This is a genomic window from Streptomyces sp. NPDC006385 (genome assembly GCF_040612485.1).
GTDB lineage: Bacteria > Actinomycetota > Actinomycetes > Streptomycetales > Streptomycetaceae > Streptomyces.
This window is the reverse complement of record NZ_JBEXQG010000002.1, coordinates 185833-203554: the sequence shown is the minus strand read 5'-3', so window position 1 is coordinate 203554 and position 17722 is coordinate 185833. Positions and strand designations below refer to the sequence as shown.

Here is a 17722-nt window from a genome sequence, read left to right as displayed (position 1 = left end):
ACCCGCATGTCGCTCCTCGAACTGCAGGGTCTGACCATCGAGTCCGAGGCCGGTTACCGCCCGCCGCCAGGAAGCCGGGCAAGCAGGGGTTGTGCCAGCATCCTCAGCCTGCTCTGCGGCGGTGTCAGCCTCTGACTGACCGCCACGGCGGGGGCACCGCGCGCGCCCCCGCCCCTTCGCCGGTACGGAAAACGACGACGGGAGCCGCCGGTGGACCGACGCGCAGCGGACCGTCTGCTGCTTGCGGCTGTCCGGCGAGGCGGTGCGTGGGGCGGCGTCCAGGCCACCGCGTCCCTGCTGCTGGCAGGGGCCTACGTTCTCCTGCCCGCCGTCATGGGCCGCACGGTCGACGCCATGCTGGTGCGCGGGGACACGGCGCTGTGGCTCACCCTGACCGCCGTCACCGTCGCGCTGCTGGTGGTGTGTGACGCCGCGGACGACTGCGCGGGCGCCGTGGCCAACGCCCACTCGACGGCATGGCTACGGCACACCCTGCTCGGCCATGTCCTCGACCTGGGCGCTGCCGCCGCCCGCCGTCATCCCCCCGGCGACCTGGTGGCCCGCCTGGTGGGCAACACCGCCCGGGCCGGCAGCGCCCCGGCCGGACTGGTGTGGGCGGTGACCGATCTGATCCCCCCGGTCGGGGCCGTGGTGGCCCTGGCCCTCATCGACCCCTGGCTGTGCCTCACCTTCGTGGCCGGGCTGCCGCTGATCGTCCTCGTGGTCCGCGCCTTCGTCCGCGATGTCTCCGACCTCAACGACCGGTACTTCGCCGTGCAGGGCCGCATCGCCTCCCGCCTCGTCGACGCCCTCACCGGCATCCGCACCATCACGGCCGCCGGGACCACGGCCCGCGAGGCCGCGCGGGTACTGGAGCCGCTGCCCGAACTCCACCGCCACGGCCTGGGCATGTGGCACGCGTACGCCCGGGTCTCCGCACGGGACGCGGCGATCGTCCCCCTGCTGGAGGTCGCCGTGCTGGCGGTGGCCGGGCTGGAACTCGCGCGTGGCCGCATCACACCGGGTCAGATGCTCGCGGCGAGCGGGTACGTGCTCCTGGCCACCGGCGTGAGTTCGCTGGTGGCCTCGGTGAACCGACTGGCCTTCGCCCGCGCCACCGCGGGGCGGGTCGCCGAGGTGCTGGACGAGCCACCGGTCGCGTACGGCGGCGCGCACCTGCCCTGCGGGGGCGGCGGCCGGCTGGAATTCCGCGACGTGACGGTGGGCACCGGCGAGGGCGGCGCCGCGCTGGACGGCATCGACCTCGACCTGCGGACGGGGACGCTGACCGCCGTCGTAGGACGCTCCGGGTCCGGCAAGTCCCTGCTGGCCGCGCTGGCCGGACGGCTGGCCGACCCGGAGGAGGGCGAGGTACGGCTCGACGGGGTGCCGGTGCGCGACCTGGACCGCGCGGAGCTGCGGCGGGCCGTCGCCTACGGCTTCGAACGCCCGGTGCTGCTGGGCGACACCTTCGCCGACGCGATCGGATTCGGGCCGCGCGCACCTGGGGCCGGGGAACTGCGCGCGGCGGCCACCGCGGCACGCGCCGACGCCTTCATCCGGACCATGCCCGAGGGATACGGCACCCCGCTCGCCACCGCCCCGCTGTCCGGCGGCGAGACCCAGCGCATCGGCCTGGCACGCGCGTTCGCCCAGTCCGCCCCGTACGGCCGCCTCCTCGTCCTGGACGACGTGACGGCCAGCCTCGACACCGTCACCGAGCACCACATCCGCCAGGCCCTGACCGGCACCGGCCCGCTCGCCCGCCGCACCCGACTCGTCGTGACCCACCGCGCCTCCACGGCCGCCCGCGCGGACGTCGTCGTCTGGCTCGACGCGGGGCGGGTGCAGGCGGTGGGAACGCATCGCGAGCTGTGGGCGCGGGAGGGGTATCGGGCGGTGTTCCGGCCGGAGCCGGAGGACGACGGGGTGGCGCGGTCGAACCGGGAGCCGCGACCGGACGTACGCCCGCAGCCGGCACCGGGACGACCGGCACCGGAACGCGACGGAGGCGGGTGGTGAGCCCGGGGCCGGGGCTCCTGCTGCGCTCCACGGTGCGCACGCGGCGCCGGGAGTTCGTACGGCTCACCGGCTGGTCGCTGGTCGAGGCCGTGCCCGCGCTGCTGTCCGGGTGGCTGGTCGCTCGTGCGGTCGACCGCGGCTTCCTCGCCGGCCGCAGCGCCGAGGGCCTCGGCTGGCTGGGCCTGCTGGCCTGCGCCGTTCTCGTCGGTGCCTGGGGCACCCGGCAGGCCACGCTCCAGCTCGCCGGGGTGGTCGAGCCGTTCCGCGACGACCTGGTGACCCTCGCCACCACCGGCACCCTGCGCCGCTCCGCCCGCCTCGGGGAGGCCGTCGACACGGCGGGCGTGGCACGGTTGACCGAGCAGGTGGAGATCGCCCGCGAGTCCTGCGGAGCGGTCGTGATGTTCGTGCAGAGCTTCGCGGTCACGGCGGTGAGCGTGCTGCTCGGGCTCGCCGCGCTGGACCCCGCCTTCCTGCTGTTCGTCGTGCCGCCCCTCGCGGCGGGGCTCGTGCTCTTCCTGCTGGCCCTGCGGGCGATGGCGGCCCGGCAGCGGGCGGTCGTCCTCGCCGACGAGGCCATCGCCGAGCAGGTGAGCAGGGTGGCAGGCGGCCTACGGGACGTGACGGCCTGCGGCGCCGAGGATGTCGTACGCCACCGGGTCGGCGCCCGTATCGACGAGGCGGCGAGAGCGGCCCGCGCCCTGGCCCGGCTCACCGCGCTGCGCACCGCCGCCCTGGGCGTCGGAGGCTGGCTGCCGATCGTCCTCATCCTGGCCGGTGCGCCCTGGCTGGTGCGAGGCGGGGTGACGGCCGGCGCGATCATGGGTGCGCTGACCTACGTCGCCCAGAGCCTGCAACCGGCACTGCGCGGCTTCGTCCAAGGGCTGGGCGGCAGCGGCCTGTGGCTCCTGGTCACGGTCGGGCGGATCTTGGAGACGGCCGGTCCTGGGGTTGCGGGGGCGCCCGGGGATCCCGGAGCCGGTGCGGCGGGGGCTTCGGGACCGTCGGAAGGAGCCAGTGCCCCCGGGGCCTCGGGGGCACCCGGAGCAACCAGTGTCGCCGGGGCTTCGGGGGCATCCGCCGGAGCTGGCACCGCCAGGGCCTCGGGCACGACCGCAGGGGACACTCCGCTCACCTCCGGGTCGGCAAGCCCGCGCGCCACCGCTCCGCCACCCCCGGCAACGACGGAGCCACCGGCAGGCCCGCGCCCCTCCGACGGCCGCGTCGAGCTGCGCGGGGTCACCTTCGCCTACGCCCCCTCCGCCGAACCGGTCGTCCAGGATCTCGACCTCTCCCTCGCCTCGGGCACCCACCTGGCGGTCGTCGGCCCCAGCGGCGCGGGCAAGTCCACACTCGCGGCGCTCATGGCGGGGGTGCTCCCACCGCGGGCCGGCGAGGTGCGCCTGGGCGGTGCCCCGGTCCGGTCCCTGGACACCGGCCGGCTCTCCCTGTCCCGCGTGCTGATCCCGCAGGAGGCGTACGTCTTCGCCGGCACCCTGCGCGAGAACCTCGCCTACCTCCACCCCACTGCCACGCGCCCCGCCCTGGACACGGCGGTCCAGGCCATCGGCGCCACACCGCTCGTCGAACGCCTCGGCGGTTACGAGGCACCCGTGAACCCAGCCCTGCTCTCCGCCGGTGAGCGTCAGCTGATCGCCCTCGTCCGCGCTCTGCTGCCGCCCGCCCCGCTGGTCCTGCTGGACGAGGCCACCTGCCATCTCGACCCGGCCGCCGAGGCGGTGGCCGAACGTGCCTTCGTCCGCCGTCCCTCCACCTTGGTCGTGTGCGCCCATCGCATCAGCTCCGCCCTGCGCGCCGACCTGGTCCTCGTCATGGACGGCCCTCGCTGCCGCCTGGGCACCCACGACCAGCTGCTGGCCGACTGCGCCCTCTACCGTGATCTGATCGGCCACTGGGACCGGGCGACGGCCGACACGCCGGGCGCTGACGCGGGGTCCCCGGTCATCGGATGAGCCCGCCTACAACCAGCCCGACTCCCGAGCGATCCGAATCGCGTCGATACGGTTGCGCGCCCCGGTCTTCCTGGAGACGGCGTTCAGGTGATTGCGCACCGTCCCCACCCGCAGCGACAGACGGTCGGCGATCTCACGCGTGGGCGTGCCGTCCGCCGCCAGCCGCAGCACCTCGAGCTCCCTCTCGGTCAGCGGGTTCTCCGCCGAGGACAGCGCCAGCAGTGCCAGTCCCGGGTCGATGAACCGCTCGCCCGACGCCACCGTGCGAACTCCTTGGGGCAACATGTCGCAGGGACTGTTCCTGCCGATGAGGCCCGCGACGCGACGGGCCAGCGCCCGTCGCAGATACTCGGGCGTCGCCGAGCCGACCACCAGCACGGTCCGGCATTCCGGCAGTCGCTCGGCCAGCTCCAGCGAGGTGCACAGGGCACGGTCGTCGCTGCCGTCGACGTCGATGACGACCACGTCGGGCCGGTACGACAGCGCCTGCGACACCGTGTGGCTGTGCTGCGGTGACGCCGGGACCACCTCGATGTCCTTCTCACGGGTCAGCAGGGCCGCGAGCGCCCCGCGCACCAGGTCTGCCTCCTCGACGAGAAGAACACGGATCAACATCGCTCCTGCCCGGCCGGACGCGGCCTCCAGACGTAGCGCGCCCCGGTCGCTCCGATGACGCCTTGACGAAGTATCTCCGCCCGTCTGCCCATTTGCCGGGAGCCGCCCCGCCCACACGCCGCCGTCGCCCGGAAGCGCCGGCGGAAAACAGCTGTGCGGGCCGAGGAAACCCTCGACCCGCACACTGGTGATGATCTGTAGCTGAGCTGTGTCCGAGGGGGGACTTGAACCCCCACGCCCGATAAAGGGCACTAGCACCTCAAGCTAGCGCGTCTGCCATTCCGCCACCCGGACTAGGTGTCTGCCGCCTTGCGCGGGGTGTTCCCCGCGGCGACATGGACAACAATACCAAGGTTTCGGAGTGCCCTTCACCTGCATATCCGTCCGTCGGACGGCCGACGCGAGCCGAGAGACGGGGTGGCCGGAAGGGGCTTCACCTCTTGTGGCCCCGCGGTCACGCACGGGTGAGACGGGGCGCGGTGGCGCTCACGCGGGACGGGCGCCACCGGGTCCCGTCACGGCATGAGGTGGCAGTCCGGGAAGTTCCCGGGCAACCGCTCCCCCGCCGGCCCCTGCGTCACCGCGCACACCAGCAGCCCGCCGCCCACGACTCCGTGGACAGCGTGGCGACCAGCGCGCCGTTGGACGCGTTCATCGCTCCTCACGTCACTACAGGCTCAGCACTTCTCGCGGAGCGAGTGCAGGTGCGCGCTGGAGCGGCGCGCGAAGGTGAAGGACTCGGCCGGGTTGTCGTGCTCGGCCTGCCAGTGGTGGGCCGGCCGGTGGCCGCGCAGCCGGGTCACGGCGGAGATGAAGCGCTGGTAGTCGATGTCGCCGTCGCCGACGTCGACCATGCGGTAGCCGTACGGGTTCGACGGGTCGCTCTCGCCGTCCTTGACGTGGAAAAGCGGGTAGCGGTCGGGCCGCTCGAGCACGTAGTCGAGGGGTTCGAAGGGAGCGGCCGTGCCGTCGGGCCGCTTGGAGAAGCGGAACTGGCCCACGTACGCCCAGTAGATGTCCATCTCCAGGTAGACGAGGTCGGGGTCGGTCTCGGCGAGCAGGACGTCGTAGAGGCGGACCTTCGGGTTGTCGCTGGCGAAGGAGAATTCCTCGGAGTGGTTGTGCTGGTAGAACTTCATGCCGCGCGCCTTGGCCGCCGCTCCGTAGGTGTTGAAGTCCTCGGCGGCGCGCTTCCACGCGTCGACGGTCGAGCCGTAGCGGAACGGGCCGGCGGCGGTGCCGATGTGCCTCAGGCCGAGGGCCTCGGCGTCGTCGAGCACCTTGGTGAGGTTCTGGGCGAAGGTGTAGGCGTTCGGGTCGCTGGAGTAGTAGCCGACGTGGCTGCCGATCGGGTTCAGGCCGTGGTTCCTCGCCAGCCGCCTGAGCTGCGCGAGGGTGATGGGGCCCGCCGAGCCCTGGGTGTAGCCGGCGAACTCGACCTCGTCGTACCCGTACTTCTCCAGTTCGGCGAAGACGGGGGCGAAGCCGAGCGTGGAGACCTTGTCGCGCAGGCTGTAGAGCTGGATGCCGAGCCGGCCCGGCGGCAGGACGGGACGCCCGCGGCCGACGCCGCGGGAGGCGGTGGCGGCCGCGGACCCGGTGCCGGGAGCGGCGGTCGCGGGGCCCGCGGCGGTGCCGAGCAGGGCGGCGGCCGTGGCGCCCGCGGCCACGCCGAGCATGCCCCGTCTGGTGAGGCGGTGGGTGAGCTCGGGGTCGGGCTGGGAGATGCGGCTCATGCGTGGAACTCCTCGGTGTCGGAGGGCGTTGTCAGTGGTGAGTGCTTGACTTGTGACCAGTCGGGGCTGAGGGCTGAGGGGCTGACCACTCAGGTGAGACCGGCGAGTTGGAGCAGCAGGGACTTCACGTCGGTGGCCGCTACGCGGTCGCCGACAGCACGGGGGGTGGAGCAGATGAACAGCGGACCTTCGTCGTCGCTCGTGGGAAGGCGGCCGTGGCTGCCGCGAATAGGTGACGGATCCAGGGGCACGACCGCCATGCGGTAGCGCATGCCGAGTTTCTTGCGGGCGAGAGCGGTGGCCGCCTTGACCTTGACGTAGGGGTCGAGAGGATCCATGAACAGTTCGACCGGGTCGTAGCCGGGTTTGCGGTGGATCTCGACGAGTCGCGCGAAGTCGGGCGCGCGGGCGTCGTCGAGCCAGTAGTAATACGTGAACCAGGCGTCCGGCTCCGCGACGGCGACGAGTTCGCCGGAGCGTGGATGGTCGAGGCGGTGGGTCTTCTTGCCCTCGTCGTCGAGGAGTTGCTCAATGCCGGGCAGACCCTCCAGGGCCGCTCGGGTCGCGTCGAGGTCCTCGGGCCGTCGTACGTAGACGTGGGCTATCTGGTGATCGGCGACAGCGAAAGCGCGTGACGCCATCGGGTCGAGGTATTCCATGCCGTCCTGGGTGTGCACTTCCAGCAGACCTGCTCGCCGCAGCGCGCGGTTGATGTCGACGGGCCGGTTCACGCGGGTGATGCCGTACTCGGACAGCGCGACGACGGTACGGCCCTGGGCGCGCGCGTCGTCCAGAAGCGGGGCCATGGCGGCGTCCAGGTCGGCGGCCGCTTTCAGTGAGCGTGGGTCGTCGGGGCCGAAGCGCTGCAGGTCGTAGTCGAGATGAGGGAGGTAGCAGAGCGTCAGATCGGGGTGGCGGGTGCGGAGGATGTGGCGGGTCGCGTCGATGATCCACCGGCTGGAGGCGAGGTCCGCGCCGGGTCCCCAGAAGTGGAAGAGGGGGAAGGTGCCGAGTCTGTCGGTGAGTTCGTCGTGCAGGGCGGGCGGCCGGGTGTAGCAGTCGGGTTCCTTGCGGTCGTCGGAGTAGTAGATCGGACGGGGGGTGACGGTGATGTCGGTGTCGGCGCCCATGGCGTACCACCAGCAGACGTTGGCGACGGTGTAGCCGGGGTGTGCGCGGCGGGCGGCGTCCCAGAGTCTGTCGCCGGCGACCAGTCCGTTGTGCTGGCGCCACAGGAGTACGTCGCCGAGGTCGCGGAAGTACCAGCCGTTGCCGACGATGCCGTGCTCCGACGGGTGGGTGCCGGTCAGGAAGGTGGACTGGGCGGCGCAGGTGACGGCGGGCAGGACGGTGCCGAGCGGTGCGTGGGAGCCGGACTGGGCGAGGGTCTTGAGGTGCGGCATGTGGTCGAGGAGACGAGGGGTGAGGCCGACCACGTCGAGGACGAGGAGCGGCTTGGGGCGGCGCATGGCCGTGGCGTCCGGCCTGGGTGCCGGGTCGGTGGCCGGGACTGCCGGGTCCGGGCGTTCGGTCATGGCAGCTCCTTCAGTCCGAGGTCCGTCAGCAGGTCGCGGGCGAGGGTGAGTTCGGCGGCGATGCCGTCGGCGAGCTGGCTGCGTCCGCGGGGTCGCAGTTCGGCAGGGAGGGCCTGCCAGGTGTACGTCTCGACCTCCAGGTGCGCGGTGAGTGGGTGCGGGCCGCCGACGAGTCGGGTCAGTGCGGCCTTGAGGACGGGGAGTGTGGAGGTGAGAGGTGCGGCGGGGGCCGCGTGGAGCGGGACGTGGAAGTGGGCGCGCCAGGGGGAGGCGTCGGGCAGGGCGCCGCTGTGGAGGGCCTCGCCGAGGTCGTCGGTGCCGCGCAGACCGGCGGCGATGGTGGCCCCGCCCGCTGGAACGGAGGTGAGGGTCGGGGAGGCGCGGGTCTGGTGCAGGAAGCGGGGTTCGTCGAAGGCGGCGAGCGCCTCGCGGACATCGGGGAGGTGAGGGTGCTCGGCGTGCAGGGCGGCCGAGAGCTGGGACTTGACGAGGGGGACGCGGGCTTCGGTGAGCGCGTCCAGGGCGGTGTGCGGATCTTCGAAGGAGGTGGCGAGGTGGCAGGTGTCGACGCAGACGCCGATGCGGTCGTGGCCGATCGCGGTGAGCGGGGCGATGGCGTCGGCGGTGGTCTCGACGGTGCAGCCGGGTTCGGGTTCGAGGCCGACGCGGATGTCGCGTCCGGTCAGCTCCTGCAGGGCGTCGAGGCGTTCGGCGAGGGTGCGCAGGGCGGCACGGGCTGTCTCGGCGCGGTCGTCGTCATAGGCGGTGCGCCAGGCGAGAGGCAGGGTGGAAACGCTGCCCTGGGTGACGTCGTCGGGGAGGAGACCGGCGAGGACGCGGGCGAGGGAGGTGGTGTGGTCGAGGCGTTCGGGGTCGGCCCAGTCCGGCTTGTAGACGCGGTACTTGACCTCTTCGGCACCGAAGCCCTCATAGGGGAAGCCGTTGAGGGTGACGACCTCGAGGCCGCGCCGGTCGAGTTCGGTGCGCAGGCCGCGCAGGGCGGACGGGTCGGAGACGAGGGCGTGCGCGGCGTCCTTGGCGAGCCACAGGCCGATGCCGAGGCGGTCGCGGCCGAGCCGTCGGCGGACGGGTTCGCAGTGGTCGCGGAGTTGGGCGAGGACGCCGTCGAGGGTCTCGGCCGGGTGGACGTTGGTGCAGTAGGCGAGGTGGACGGTGGAGCCGTCGGGGTGGCGGAAGCGCATGGCTCACGCCCCCGGGGCCGGGGCGCCCGCCGACTCGTCCCACTCCGCGGGTGTGCCGGACGGCCCCTGTGGCTCTTGCGGGGTCGGTCCCTCGGGCTCCTTCGGAGTGCCGCGCAGGATCGAGTTGCCCTCGTGGGTCGCCTCGGAGGCCGCGACATCGAGGGTGAGGCGGCCGCTCAGCCCGTAGAAGGCGACGGGGTTGCGCCACAGCACCTGGTCGACGTCATCCTCGTCGAACCCCTCGGCCAGCATCAGGTCGGCGACCTTGCGGGTCTTCAGGGGATCGCTCCTGCCCCAGTCGGCGGCGGAGTTCACCAGCACCTGCTCGGTCCCGTAGGCGCGCAGGATCGCGACCATCCGCTCCTCGTCCATCTTGGTGTCGGGATAGACGGAGAAGCCCAGCCAGCAGCCGCTGTCCTTGGCCTCCTTGACCGTCGTCTCGTTGAGGTGGTCGATCAGGACCCGGTCCGGGGACAGTGCGGACTCCTGGACGACATCGAGGGTGCGGCGCAGGCCGGCCGGCTTGTCGCGGTGCGGGGTGTGGACCAGCGCGGGCAGGCCGTGGTCCACGGCGAGCTGGAGTTGGGCGGCGAGGGCGGTGTCCTCGGCGGGGGTCATGGAGTCATAGCCGACCTCGCCGACGGCGACGACCTGGTCCTTGACCAGATAGCGGGGCAGTTCGTCGAGGACGGGGACACAGCGCGGGTCGTTCGCCTCCTTGGGGTTGAGGGCGAGCGTGCAGTGATGGGCGATGCCGTACTGGGCGGCACGGAAGGGCTCCCAGCCGAGGAGGGAGTCGAAGTAGTCGAGGAAGGAGGCGGGAGAGGTGCGGGGTTGGCCGAGCCAGAAGGAGGGTTCGACGACGGCGCGGACGCCGGCGGCGTGCATGGCCTCGTAGTCGTCGGTGGTGCGCGACGTCATGTGGATGTGGGGGTCGAACAGGCGCATCAGGACTCCTTGCCGTCGGTGCCGTCGGTGCCGCGGGTGCCGCGGGTGCCGCGCTCGGCGGCGGGCGCGGGTGGGGTGGCCGTGGGGTCGGTCAGGGTCAGGACGCGGTGCAGGTCTTCGGGTACGGGGCGGCCCGCGGCAGTGCGTTCGGCGGCGTAGTCGCCGAGCATGCGGGCGAGTTCGGCGTCGCGGTGGGCGCGGCGGTCCAGGTCGGCGACCGTGTCGACGGAGACACCGGTGAACAGGCACTTCAGGACGGCGTGCCGCCACTGGTGGGCGTCGAGGTGCCGGGCGGCATAGGGACCGACGGCGGCGGCGAGGAGCCGGGTGTCGTTGGTACGCAGGGCGTCCTCGACGAGCGGCAGGGCTTGCGGGCCGGGCACGAGGTGGGGCAGCGCGTGCAGTACGGCGCGGCGTTCGGCGGCGGTGCCCTGGAAGTAGACGCGGGTGAGGGCGTCCGTGTCGGCGCGGGCCGCGTGCAGGATGAGGACGCGGGCGGCGTCGGCGTACTCGGGGCCGCAGCGGCGTCCGGCTTCCGCGATGCGCAACTCCCAGACGGAGATGGGCCCGTGGGTTCCCGGGTGATCGGTGGCCTCGTCGAGAGCCCGGTGCAGCCATGCGCGAGCGGCGGCATCGAGGCGGGCGGTGAGACGGCCGCGCAGCTCGGCGGGCGGGGTGCGGCCGAGGGCGGTGCCCTGGGCGTCCGGGGCGACCTGCCGACTTTCGGCGTCCGGCGGATCCGCGTTCGCCTCGCGCCCAGTGCCTGCCCGAGCCGGCGCGTCCCCAGTCGCCGGAGTCGCAGGGCCCATGGTCTCCGCGCCCGGGGTGGCCGGAGTCGTGCGGGGGTGGGTCATGAGGTGCTCCCTTCTGGGGTGACGGAGGGATCGCCAGGAGGTGGGACGAGTGCGGGTGATCGGGTGGCCGAGGCTTCGGCAGCGCGGAGGAACGGGAGGGAGAGTTCGGCCAGCTGAGGTCCCGCGTGGGAGTGGCGGGGCAGTTCGACGACGGTCAGGCCTCGGTAGCCGGTGGCGGCGAGGGCGGCGAGCACGGAGGGGAAGTCGATCTCGCCGTCGCCGAAGGGGAGGTGTTCATGGATGCCGCGGCGCATGTCCTCGATCTGGACGTGGCGCAGCCACGGTGCGGCGGCGCGTACGCAGTCGGCGGGAGAGAGGGGTTCGAGGCACTGACAGTGGCCGATGTCGAGGGTCAGGCCGAGGTGTTCCGGGTCGCCGAGCGCTCGGCGGAGTCGGTGGAAGTCGGCGATCGTGGCGAGCAGGTGCCCCGGTTCGGGTTCGACGGCGAGGGGGACGCCTGCGGTGGCGGCGGCTTCCAGGACCGGAGTGAGGGTGCCGGCGAGGCGGTGCCATGCCGTGTCGGGGTCCGTTCCCGGCGGTGTGACCCCGCTGAAGCAGTGGACCGCGTGGGCGCCGAGGTCGGCGGCGACGCGGACGGCACGGATCAGCAGGTCGACGCGGCGGGCACGGTCGTCCGGGTCGGGGTCCAGCAGGGAGGGGCCGTGCTTGCGACGCGGGTCGAGCACATAGCGGGCGCCCGTCTCCACGGTGACGTCCAGATCGAGCGCGTCCAGCCGCTGCGCGAGGCGGCGGGTGCGGGCGGTGAGGTTCGGGGCCAGGGGGTCGAGGTGCATGTGGTCGAGCGTCAGGCCGACGCCCTCGTAGCCGAGGTCGGCCAGCAGGGCGAGGGCGTCGTCGAGGCGGAGGTCGGCGAGGCCGTTGGTGCCGTAGCCGAAGCGGAGGGGGGTGACGGCGGGTCGCTGGGGGCTGGTGGCGGCGTGCTCGGCGCTGGTGCCGTGGGGGCCGTCGCCGGCTCTCGGAGCCTCGGCTGGCCGGGCCGGGGCAGGTATCGGGTGGTTCATATGACGCTCCCCGTCCTTCCGAACCGTCTGCCGAGCGGGCCGAGACCGGCGACGGGCAGGGCGGTGAGGCCGGCTCCGCAGCGGGCGGTCAGCGCGGCCCGGACGGGGATCACGGCACGGATGCCCGCACCGACGGCTCGCTGGGGGAGAGGGGGTGAAGGGGTGATGACAGGGGGTGAAGGGGTGAGAGTGGCGTGGGAGTAGGGGCGAGCGGTGGTCACCGCGTAGACGGCTGCGCTCAGCGGTTCGGCCTGGGCGCGCACGTGTCGGCGCCCCCGTCCCCCGGGACTCTCCAGCCGCCGGCTCGCGGTTCGGGTGGTCCTGGCCGCAACCGCCGACCAGCGCACATCGTTGTCCCGGCCCGCTTGCATGTCCTGGCCCGCTTGCATGTCCTGGCCCGCTTCCATGTCCCGGGCCGTTGCCGCTGCCCCCGGCCACCCGCCGCGCCAACCTCGCCCGCCGCGCCGACCTCGCCCGCCGTGCCCACCTCGTCCACCTCGCCCGCCGGCCGACCAGGACATGCCCCGCCCCCCTCCCGCCTTCACCGCTGCTCCTCGGGACGGCCGGCGCCACCGCCCCCGCCGACCCGGCCCGCCGCACGGTCCCCCAGCGCCTCGGAGCGAACCCCCCGCAGCCGCTCCGCGAGCCTCCGCAGTGCCGCGTGCTGTTCCGCCAGCGCCGCCGGTGCCTCCCCCACCGGGTCCTTGAAGTAGAAGCCGAGGTCGCCGAGCGGCCCGGACAGGCCGGCCTCGTGGGCCCGTGCCGTCAATCGCGCCAGGTCGAGGACAAGAGGTGCCGCGAGGGCCGAGTCGCAGCCCTGCCAGATGGTCTGGAGGATCATGCGGGTGCCGAGGAAACCGTCGAAGGCGATGTGGTCCCAGGCGGTCTTCCAGTCGCCGAGCGCGGGGACGTCGTCGATGTAGACCTGGCCCTCGGGGGGCGTGGCGAGGGTGTCGGCCAGCACCCTGTCCTTGCCGGCGTTCTTCGCCGCCGCGGCGGCCGGGTCGGCCAGGGCGGCGCCGTCGCCGCCGCCGAGCAGGTTGGTGCCGGACCAGGCGCGGACCGTCAGGGCACGTTGCGTGAACATCGGGCCCAGCACGGACCGGAGGAGGGTCTGGCCTGTCTTGCCGTCGCGGCCCGCGTACGGCAGGTCGGTCGATGACACCAAGGGGGCCAGCGCCGGGTGGTCCAGGCCCGTCGACGGGGTGAAGTTCACGTACGGGCAGCCCGTGCGCAGCGCCGCCGCCGCGTACAGCGAACTCGCGGGCAGGGCGGCGCCGGTGGGCGCGGGCTCGGTGGAGGCCACGTTCACCACGACCGCCCGGGCGAGCCCACACCGTCGTACGAAGTCCCGTATGTCGGAGGCGAAGGCGGCGATCAGCTCCTCCTCGCCTCGGGTGTCCCCCGGGAGCGGGCCGCCGGGACGGATCTCCCGGTCCGCGGCTTCGAGTTCGGCCCGGACCGCCGTGGGGAGGCCGGGGGGCAGGACGCCGCCCGCCGCCAGGGCCTCCGCGCGTTTGGGCAGGGGGCAGTCCACCGTGTCGTGGCCGCCGAAGACGAGGGCCGACAGGGAGGGCAGGCCGCTGTCCGCGAACAGCGGCGTCTCGGTGACCAGGCCCGTCGGCGGGTGCAGTCCCGCGGTGACGGCGGCGCAGCCGGCGACGACGGTCGTGGCGACGGAGCCGCGCGCCCCGATCAGCCAGACGCCAACGCGCGAAACGGACGGGCAGACGGACGCGGACATGGCAGCCTCCTTGTCGAGCGCGTCGTACAGGAACCCCGCCGGGCCCTGGGGGATCCGGCCGGGAAAAGACGGCGGGCGGGAGTCCGGCGTCCCCCGCCCGCCGTCGCTCAGTCGCCCTGCGAAGCAGTCACTCCGCCGGACTGTGTGGGCAGTTCCTTGATCCGGACGTCACGGAAGGACACCTCGTCGTCGGCTCCGTGGTTCTGGATGCCGATGTGTCCGTCGGTGAGGCTCCGGGCGGGGTCGGTGTTGGTGAAGTCGTTGATCTTCACGCCGTTGAGATAGACGCGGAGCCTTTCGCCCTCCACGCGGATCTCGTACGTGTTCCACTCCCCCGGCGGGTTCAGCGCACGGTCGCGCTTCTTCAGGTCGGCGGACTTGAAGCCGTACACCGCCCCGGTGGTGCGGTCGGCGGCGTCGGTCGCGTCGATCTGGATCTCGTAGCCGTTGTTGACGGCCGACCACGGGTCGTCCGAGGGCGGGAAGCCCACGAACACACCGGAGTTGTCGTCGCCGGCCAGCTTCCAGTCGAGCTTCAGGGAGTACGACTCGAAGCTCGACGCGTCGTACCAGAGCATCCCCATGCCGCCGGTCGTCGTGAGCGTGCCGGCGTCGGAGAGGGTGAAGGAGCCGGGGCCCGCCTGTCGCCAGTCCTCCAGCGAAGCCCGCGTGCCGTCGAAGATCGGGCGGTAGCCGTTCTCCGGGCGGCAGTCGGCCTGGGCGTCGCCGACGGCCCAGCGGATGCCGCCCAGCAGATGCTCACGGAACAGGGGCTCGGCGTAGGACTCCTTGGTGTGGCCGCCCCCGGTGTAGAAGGCGCGGCCGCCCTGGTAGTTCTGGCACCAGGCGATCGGATGGTCGCCGTTCATGGTGCCGCCGGTGTACGAGGTCTCGTCGAGCGAGGCGAGGACATGGGCCCGCTCCCGCGGATTGGAGCGGTAGTTGTACCACTCGTCCGTGCGGTTCCACGTCTCGGCCAGACCCGAGGTCGCCGGGTGGGCGTGGTCCTCGACGTCCACGGTCGCGGGCTGGATCGCCGGGTGCGACTGGAAGTAGGCGCCGGCGAGGCCGCCGTAGAACGCCCAGTCGTACTCGGTGTCGGCGGCGGCGTGGATGCCGACGTACGCGCCACCGTGCCGGATGTAGCCCTCGAAGGCCGTCTGCTGGGCGGCGTTCAGGACGTCCCCGGTCGTCGACAGGAACACGACGGCGTCGTAGCGGCGCAGGTTGCCGGCAGTGAAGGCCGCGGCGTCCTCCGTCGCGTCGACCGTGAAGCCGCCCGTGTCGCCGAGCTGCTTCACCGCGGCGACGCCGGCGGGGATCGAGTCGTGGCGGAAGCCGGCCGTCTTGGAGAAGACCAGCACCCGCTTGTCCTCGGCCCGGACCCGCGCGTCATGTGAGTCCCGCGGGGACTGTGACGCGGCCGGTCCCGAGACGCAGCCGAGGAGCACGGCGGCCCCCACGACAGCCGTTGTCAGTCGCCCTGTTGGACGCTTACGCATCTTCGGTCCCTCCCTCTCAGCCGGTCGTGAAGGTGAAGTCGTCCACGTCGTACAGGGCGCCCGTGCCGCTGCCCTTGAAGACGAGGTAGAGCGTGGTAGTGCCCCTCGGGGCGCGGGTCAGGTCGGCCGTGACGTCCTGGAAGGTCTCCCAGCCGCCGGTCACCGGCACGGTCGCCTTGCCGAGCAGGGTGCCCGTCGAGGACCCGGCACGGACCTCGAGCGTGCCGCCCGCACCGCCGGAGGAGACACGCGCGGTGATCTTCGTGGCGTTGCTGAGGAGGTACGGCGTGAAGGAGATCCAGTCGCCGTTGTGGATGTTGCCGACGGTCCTGCCGCCGTGCGCGGTGGCCTTGGTGATGACCGAGACGCCGGAGCCGTTGCCGAAGTGCTCGGCCTGCCGGTGCCTGGGCTGGGTGACGTTCTGGTCGTGCGTGGTGAGCGGGGCCTGGCCGCCGCCTCCGCCGTCGGTGTACTCGGCGTCGATGACGCCGAAGATGTTGGCGTCCTCGTCATGGCCGCCGTCGGCGCTGGTCCGGAGGGTGCCGGTGCAGCCGTTCGCGGAGGTCAGCGGGTGGCCGTGGGTGTCGTGGCCGAGGATGAAGGTGACCTTGACCTTCGAGCAGTCGATCGTCCGGTCCTCCGGATCGGTGACCCGCACCCTGAACGGGATCGCGTCACCGAAGCTGAACAGCTGGCCGTCCTTCGGGAGTTCCAGCGTCACCTTGGGCGCGGTGTTGCCGACCACGATCTGCACGCTGGCGCTGCCGGTGCGGCCGGAGGGGTCCTTGGCGGTCAACGTCGCGGTGTAGGTGCCGTTCCTCTGGTAGCGGTACGCCGGGTTCGCCGCCGTCGACTTGCCGCCGTCGCCGAAGTCCCAACTGTACGACAACGCGTCGCCGTCCTGGTCGGTCGTGCCCTCCGAGGAGAACCGCACCCTCAGCGGCGCCTGCCCCGAGGTCCTGCTCGCCGCGGCCTGCGCCACCGGGGAGTGGCCGTCGGTGGCGTTCTCGATGCGGTACAGGGCGGAGTTCTCGTCGCCGCCGAACCAGGCGGTGCCGTAGTCGAGGACGTACAGCGCGCCGTCCGGGCCGAAGGCCATGTCCATGACCTGGGTGCCGGTCCACGGGACGTCGTCGATCGACTGCACGGTTCCGGAGTCGTCGCTGACGATCCGCTTGATCCAGCGGCGGCCGAACTCCCCGGCGAAGAAGTTCCCGTCGTACGCCTCGGGGAACTTCACCGGCGAGTCGAGCGAGGCGTCGTAGCGGTAGACCGGGCCGCCCATCGGGGACTCGGAGCCGGTGCCGAACTCGGGCACGGACCCGCCGTCGTAGGGGATCCAGGCGGCCTGGGCGGGGGGCAGTTCGGTCAGGCCGGTGTTGTTCGGGGAGGTGTTCTTCGGCGCGGCGCAGTCGAAGGAAGCACCGGACTGGCCGGTCGCGAAGTCGTAGTCGACGTAGGCGTCGTTGTCGCCCGTGCAGTACGGCCAGCCGAAGTTGCCGGGGCCGGTGACGCGGGCGAACTCGACCTGGCCGGCCGGTCCGCGTGCCGGGTCGGCGGCGCCGGCGTCGGGGCCGTAGTCGCCGACGTACAGGATGCCCGTCTCCTTGTCGACGCTGAAGCGGAACGGGTTGCGGAAGCCCATCGCGTAGATCTCGGGGCGTGTCTTGTCCGTGCCGGGCGCGAAGAGGTTGCCGTCCGGGATGGAGTACGAGCCGTCGGCGTGGACCTTGATGCGCAGGATCTTGCCGCGCAGGTCGTTGGTGTTGCCGGAGGAACGCTGGGCGTCGAAGCCGGGGTTGCGGTTGGAGCGCTCGTCGATCGGGATGAAGCCGTCCGACTGGAACGGATTGGTGTCGTCGCCCGTTGAGAGATACAGGTTGCCCGCCGCGTCGAAGTCGATGTCGCCGCCGACATGGCAGCACAGGCCGCGGGAGGCGGGGATGTCGAGGATCTTCGTCTCGCTGGCCGCATCGAGCGTGCCGTCGGTCTTCAGGACGAAGCGGGAGAGGCGGTTGACGCCGTCGAAGGAAGCGAAGTCGGCCGCCGTCCCGGTCTCGGGGGCGTTGCCGGCCGGGGTGTCGAGCGGGGGTGCGTAGTAGAGGTAGATGAAGCGGTTCTCGGCGAATCCGGGGTCGACGCCGACGCCTTGCAGGCCCTCCTCGTCGTGCGTGTACACGGCGAGCTTGCCCGCGAGCTTGGTGTTGCCGGCCGCGTCGGTGAGGCGCAGCTCGCCGTCGCGGGAGGTGTGCAGGACCGAACGGTCCGGGAGGACGGCGAGCGACATGGGCTCCCCGACCTCCGGCTCGCCCTTGGCGAGGGTGACCTGCTGGAAGTCCTCGGCCGCGGCGGCCCGGGCAGCGGCCGCGGCGGCTCCCTCGGCGGCGACGGCTGCGCCGGCCTGGGGTGCGGTGAAGGTGAGGGTGGCGCCCGCCAGCAGTGCGCCGCTGAGCAGCGCCACCGCCTTGCGGAAGGACAGCCGTCGTCTGTGGGTCTCGTTTCTGTCGGTGCTGGTGGTGCGGTCGTTCCCGTGCACGAGTGCCTCCAGAAAGGGGCCGGTTGTACGGGC

Annotated in this window: 13 protein-coding genes and 1 tRNA gene; 3 read left to right on the top strand and 11 right to left on the bottom strand. The window is 72.7% G+C overall.

The window, feature by feature from the left end; translation table 11 throughout:
• Nucleotides 1-6: 6 nt before the first annotated feature.
• From ABZ078_RS02395 to ABZ078_RS02385, 3 genes are all read left to right on the top strand, one after another.
• Nucleotides 7-135 (top strand): SapB/AmfS family lanthipeptide, encoded by a 129-nt coding sequence (locus ABZ078_RS02395; RefSeq protein WP_356570795.1) that lies wholly within the window; start codon nt 7-9, stop codon nt 133-135.
• A 75-nt stretch (nt 136-210) separates the two neighbouring features.
• On the top strand, nt 211-2022 hold the full coding sequence (locus tag ABZ078_RS02390) for an ABC transporter ATP-binding protein (RefSeq protein ID WP_356570793.1): 1812 nt from the start codon (nt 211-213) through the stop codon (nt 2020-2022).
• On the top strand, nt 2019-3995 hold the full coding sequence (locus tag ABZ078_RS02385; RefSeq protein WP_356570791.1) for an ABC transporter ATP-binding protein: 1977 nt from the start codon (nt 2019-2021) through the stop codon (nt 3993-3995). Before ABZ078_RS02390 ends, ABZ078_RS02385 begins: the two co-directional genes overlap by 4 nt.
• Before the next feature lie 6 nt (nt 3996-4001).
• Here the strand turns inward: ABZ078_RS02385 and ABZ078_RS02380 are convergent, their stop codons facing one another.
• From ABZ078_RS02380 to ABZ078_RS02330, 11 genes are all read right to left on the bottom strand, one after another.
• Nucleotides 4002-4610 carry a response regulator transcription factor gene (locus ABZ078_RS02380; RefSeq protein WP_356570789.1) on the bottom strand — a complete coding sequence of 203 codons (609 nt, stop codon included), beginning with the start codon at nt 4608-4610 and terminating at the stop codon, nt 4002-4004.
• Nucleotides 4611-4819: 209 nt separating this feature from the next.
• A tRNA-Leu gene (locus ABZ078_RS02375) sits at nt 4820-4904 on the bottom strand.
• Between the two features lie 383 nt (nt 4905-5287).
• A complete protein-coding gene (locus tag ABZ078_RS02370) occupies nt 5288-6346 on the bottom strand; it encodes a sugar phosphate isomerase/epimerase (protein ID WP_356570787.1) in 1059 nt (352 codons plus the stop codon).
• A gap of 89 nt (nt 6347-6435) precedes the next feature.
• Nucleotides 6436-7815, bottom strand: coding sequence for a nucleotide pyrophosphatase/phosphodiesterase family protein (locus ABZ078_RS02365; RefSeq protein ID WP_356570898.1), 1380 nt, complete (start codon nt 7813-7815; stop codon nt 6436-6438).
• 62 nt (nt 7816-7877) lie between these two features.
• On the bottom strand, nt 7878-9083 hold the full coding sequence (gene eboE / locus ABZ078_RS02360; RefSeq protein ID WP_356570785.1) for a metabolite traffic protein EboE: 1206 nt from the start codon (nt 9081-9083) through the stop codon (nt 7878-7880).
• Between the two features lie 3 nt (nt 9084-9086).
• The gene (locus ABZ078_RS02355; protein WP_356570783.1) at nt 9087-10031 is read right to left on the bottom strand and encodes a TatD family hydrolase; all 945 of its coding nucleotides are present in this window, start codon (nt 10029-10031) and stop codon (nt 9087-9089) included.
• The gene (locus ABZ078_RS02350; RefSeq protein ID WP_356570781.1) at nt 10031-10885 is read right to left on the bottom strand and encodes an EboA domain-containing protein; all 855 of its coding nucleotides are present in this window, start codon (nt 10883-10885) and stop codon (nt 10031-10033) included. Before ABZ078_RS02350 ends, ABZ078_RS02355 begins: the two co-directional genes overlap by 1 nt.
• Nucleotides 10882-11907: a sugar phosphate isomerase/epimerase family protein gene (locus ABZ078_RS02345; RefSeq protein WP_356570779.1), complete on the bottom strand. Its 1026-nt coding sequence runs from the start codon at nt 11905-11907 to the stop codon at nt 10882-10884. Before ABZ078_RS02345 ends, ABZ078_RS02350 begins: the two co-directional genes overlap by 4 nt.
• A gap of 541 nt (nt 11908-12448) precedes the next feature.
• Nucleotides 12449-13651: an inositol-3-phosphate synthase gene (locus tag ABZ078_RS02340; protein ID WP_356570777.1), complete on the bottom strand. Its 1203-nt coding sequence runs from the start codon at nt 13649-13651 to the stop codon at nt 12449-12451.
• A 107-nt stretch (nt 13652-13758) separates the two neighbouring features.
• Nucleotides 13759-15153 carry a ThuA domain-containing protein gene (locus tag ABZ078_RS02335; protein WP_356570775.1) on the bottom strand — a complete coding sequence of 465 codons (1395 nt, stop codon included), beginning with the start codon at nt 15151-15153 and terminating at the stop codon, nt 13759-13761.
• 16 nt (nt 15154-15169) lie between these two features.
• The gene (locus tag ABZ078_RS02330) at nt 15170-17689 is read right to left on the bottom strand and encodes a PQQ-dependent sugar dehydrogenase (protein WP_356570773.1); all 2520 of its coding nucleotides are present in this window, start codon (nt 17687-17689) and stop codon (nt 15170-15172) included.
• Nucleotides 17690-17722: the final 33 nt, after the last annotated feature.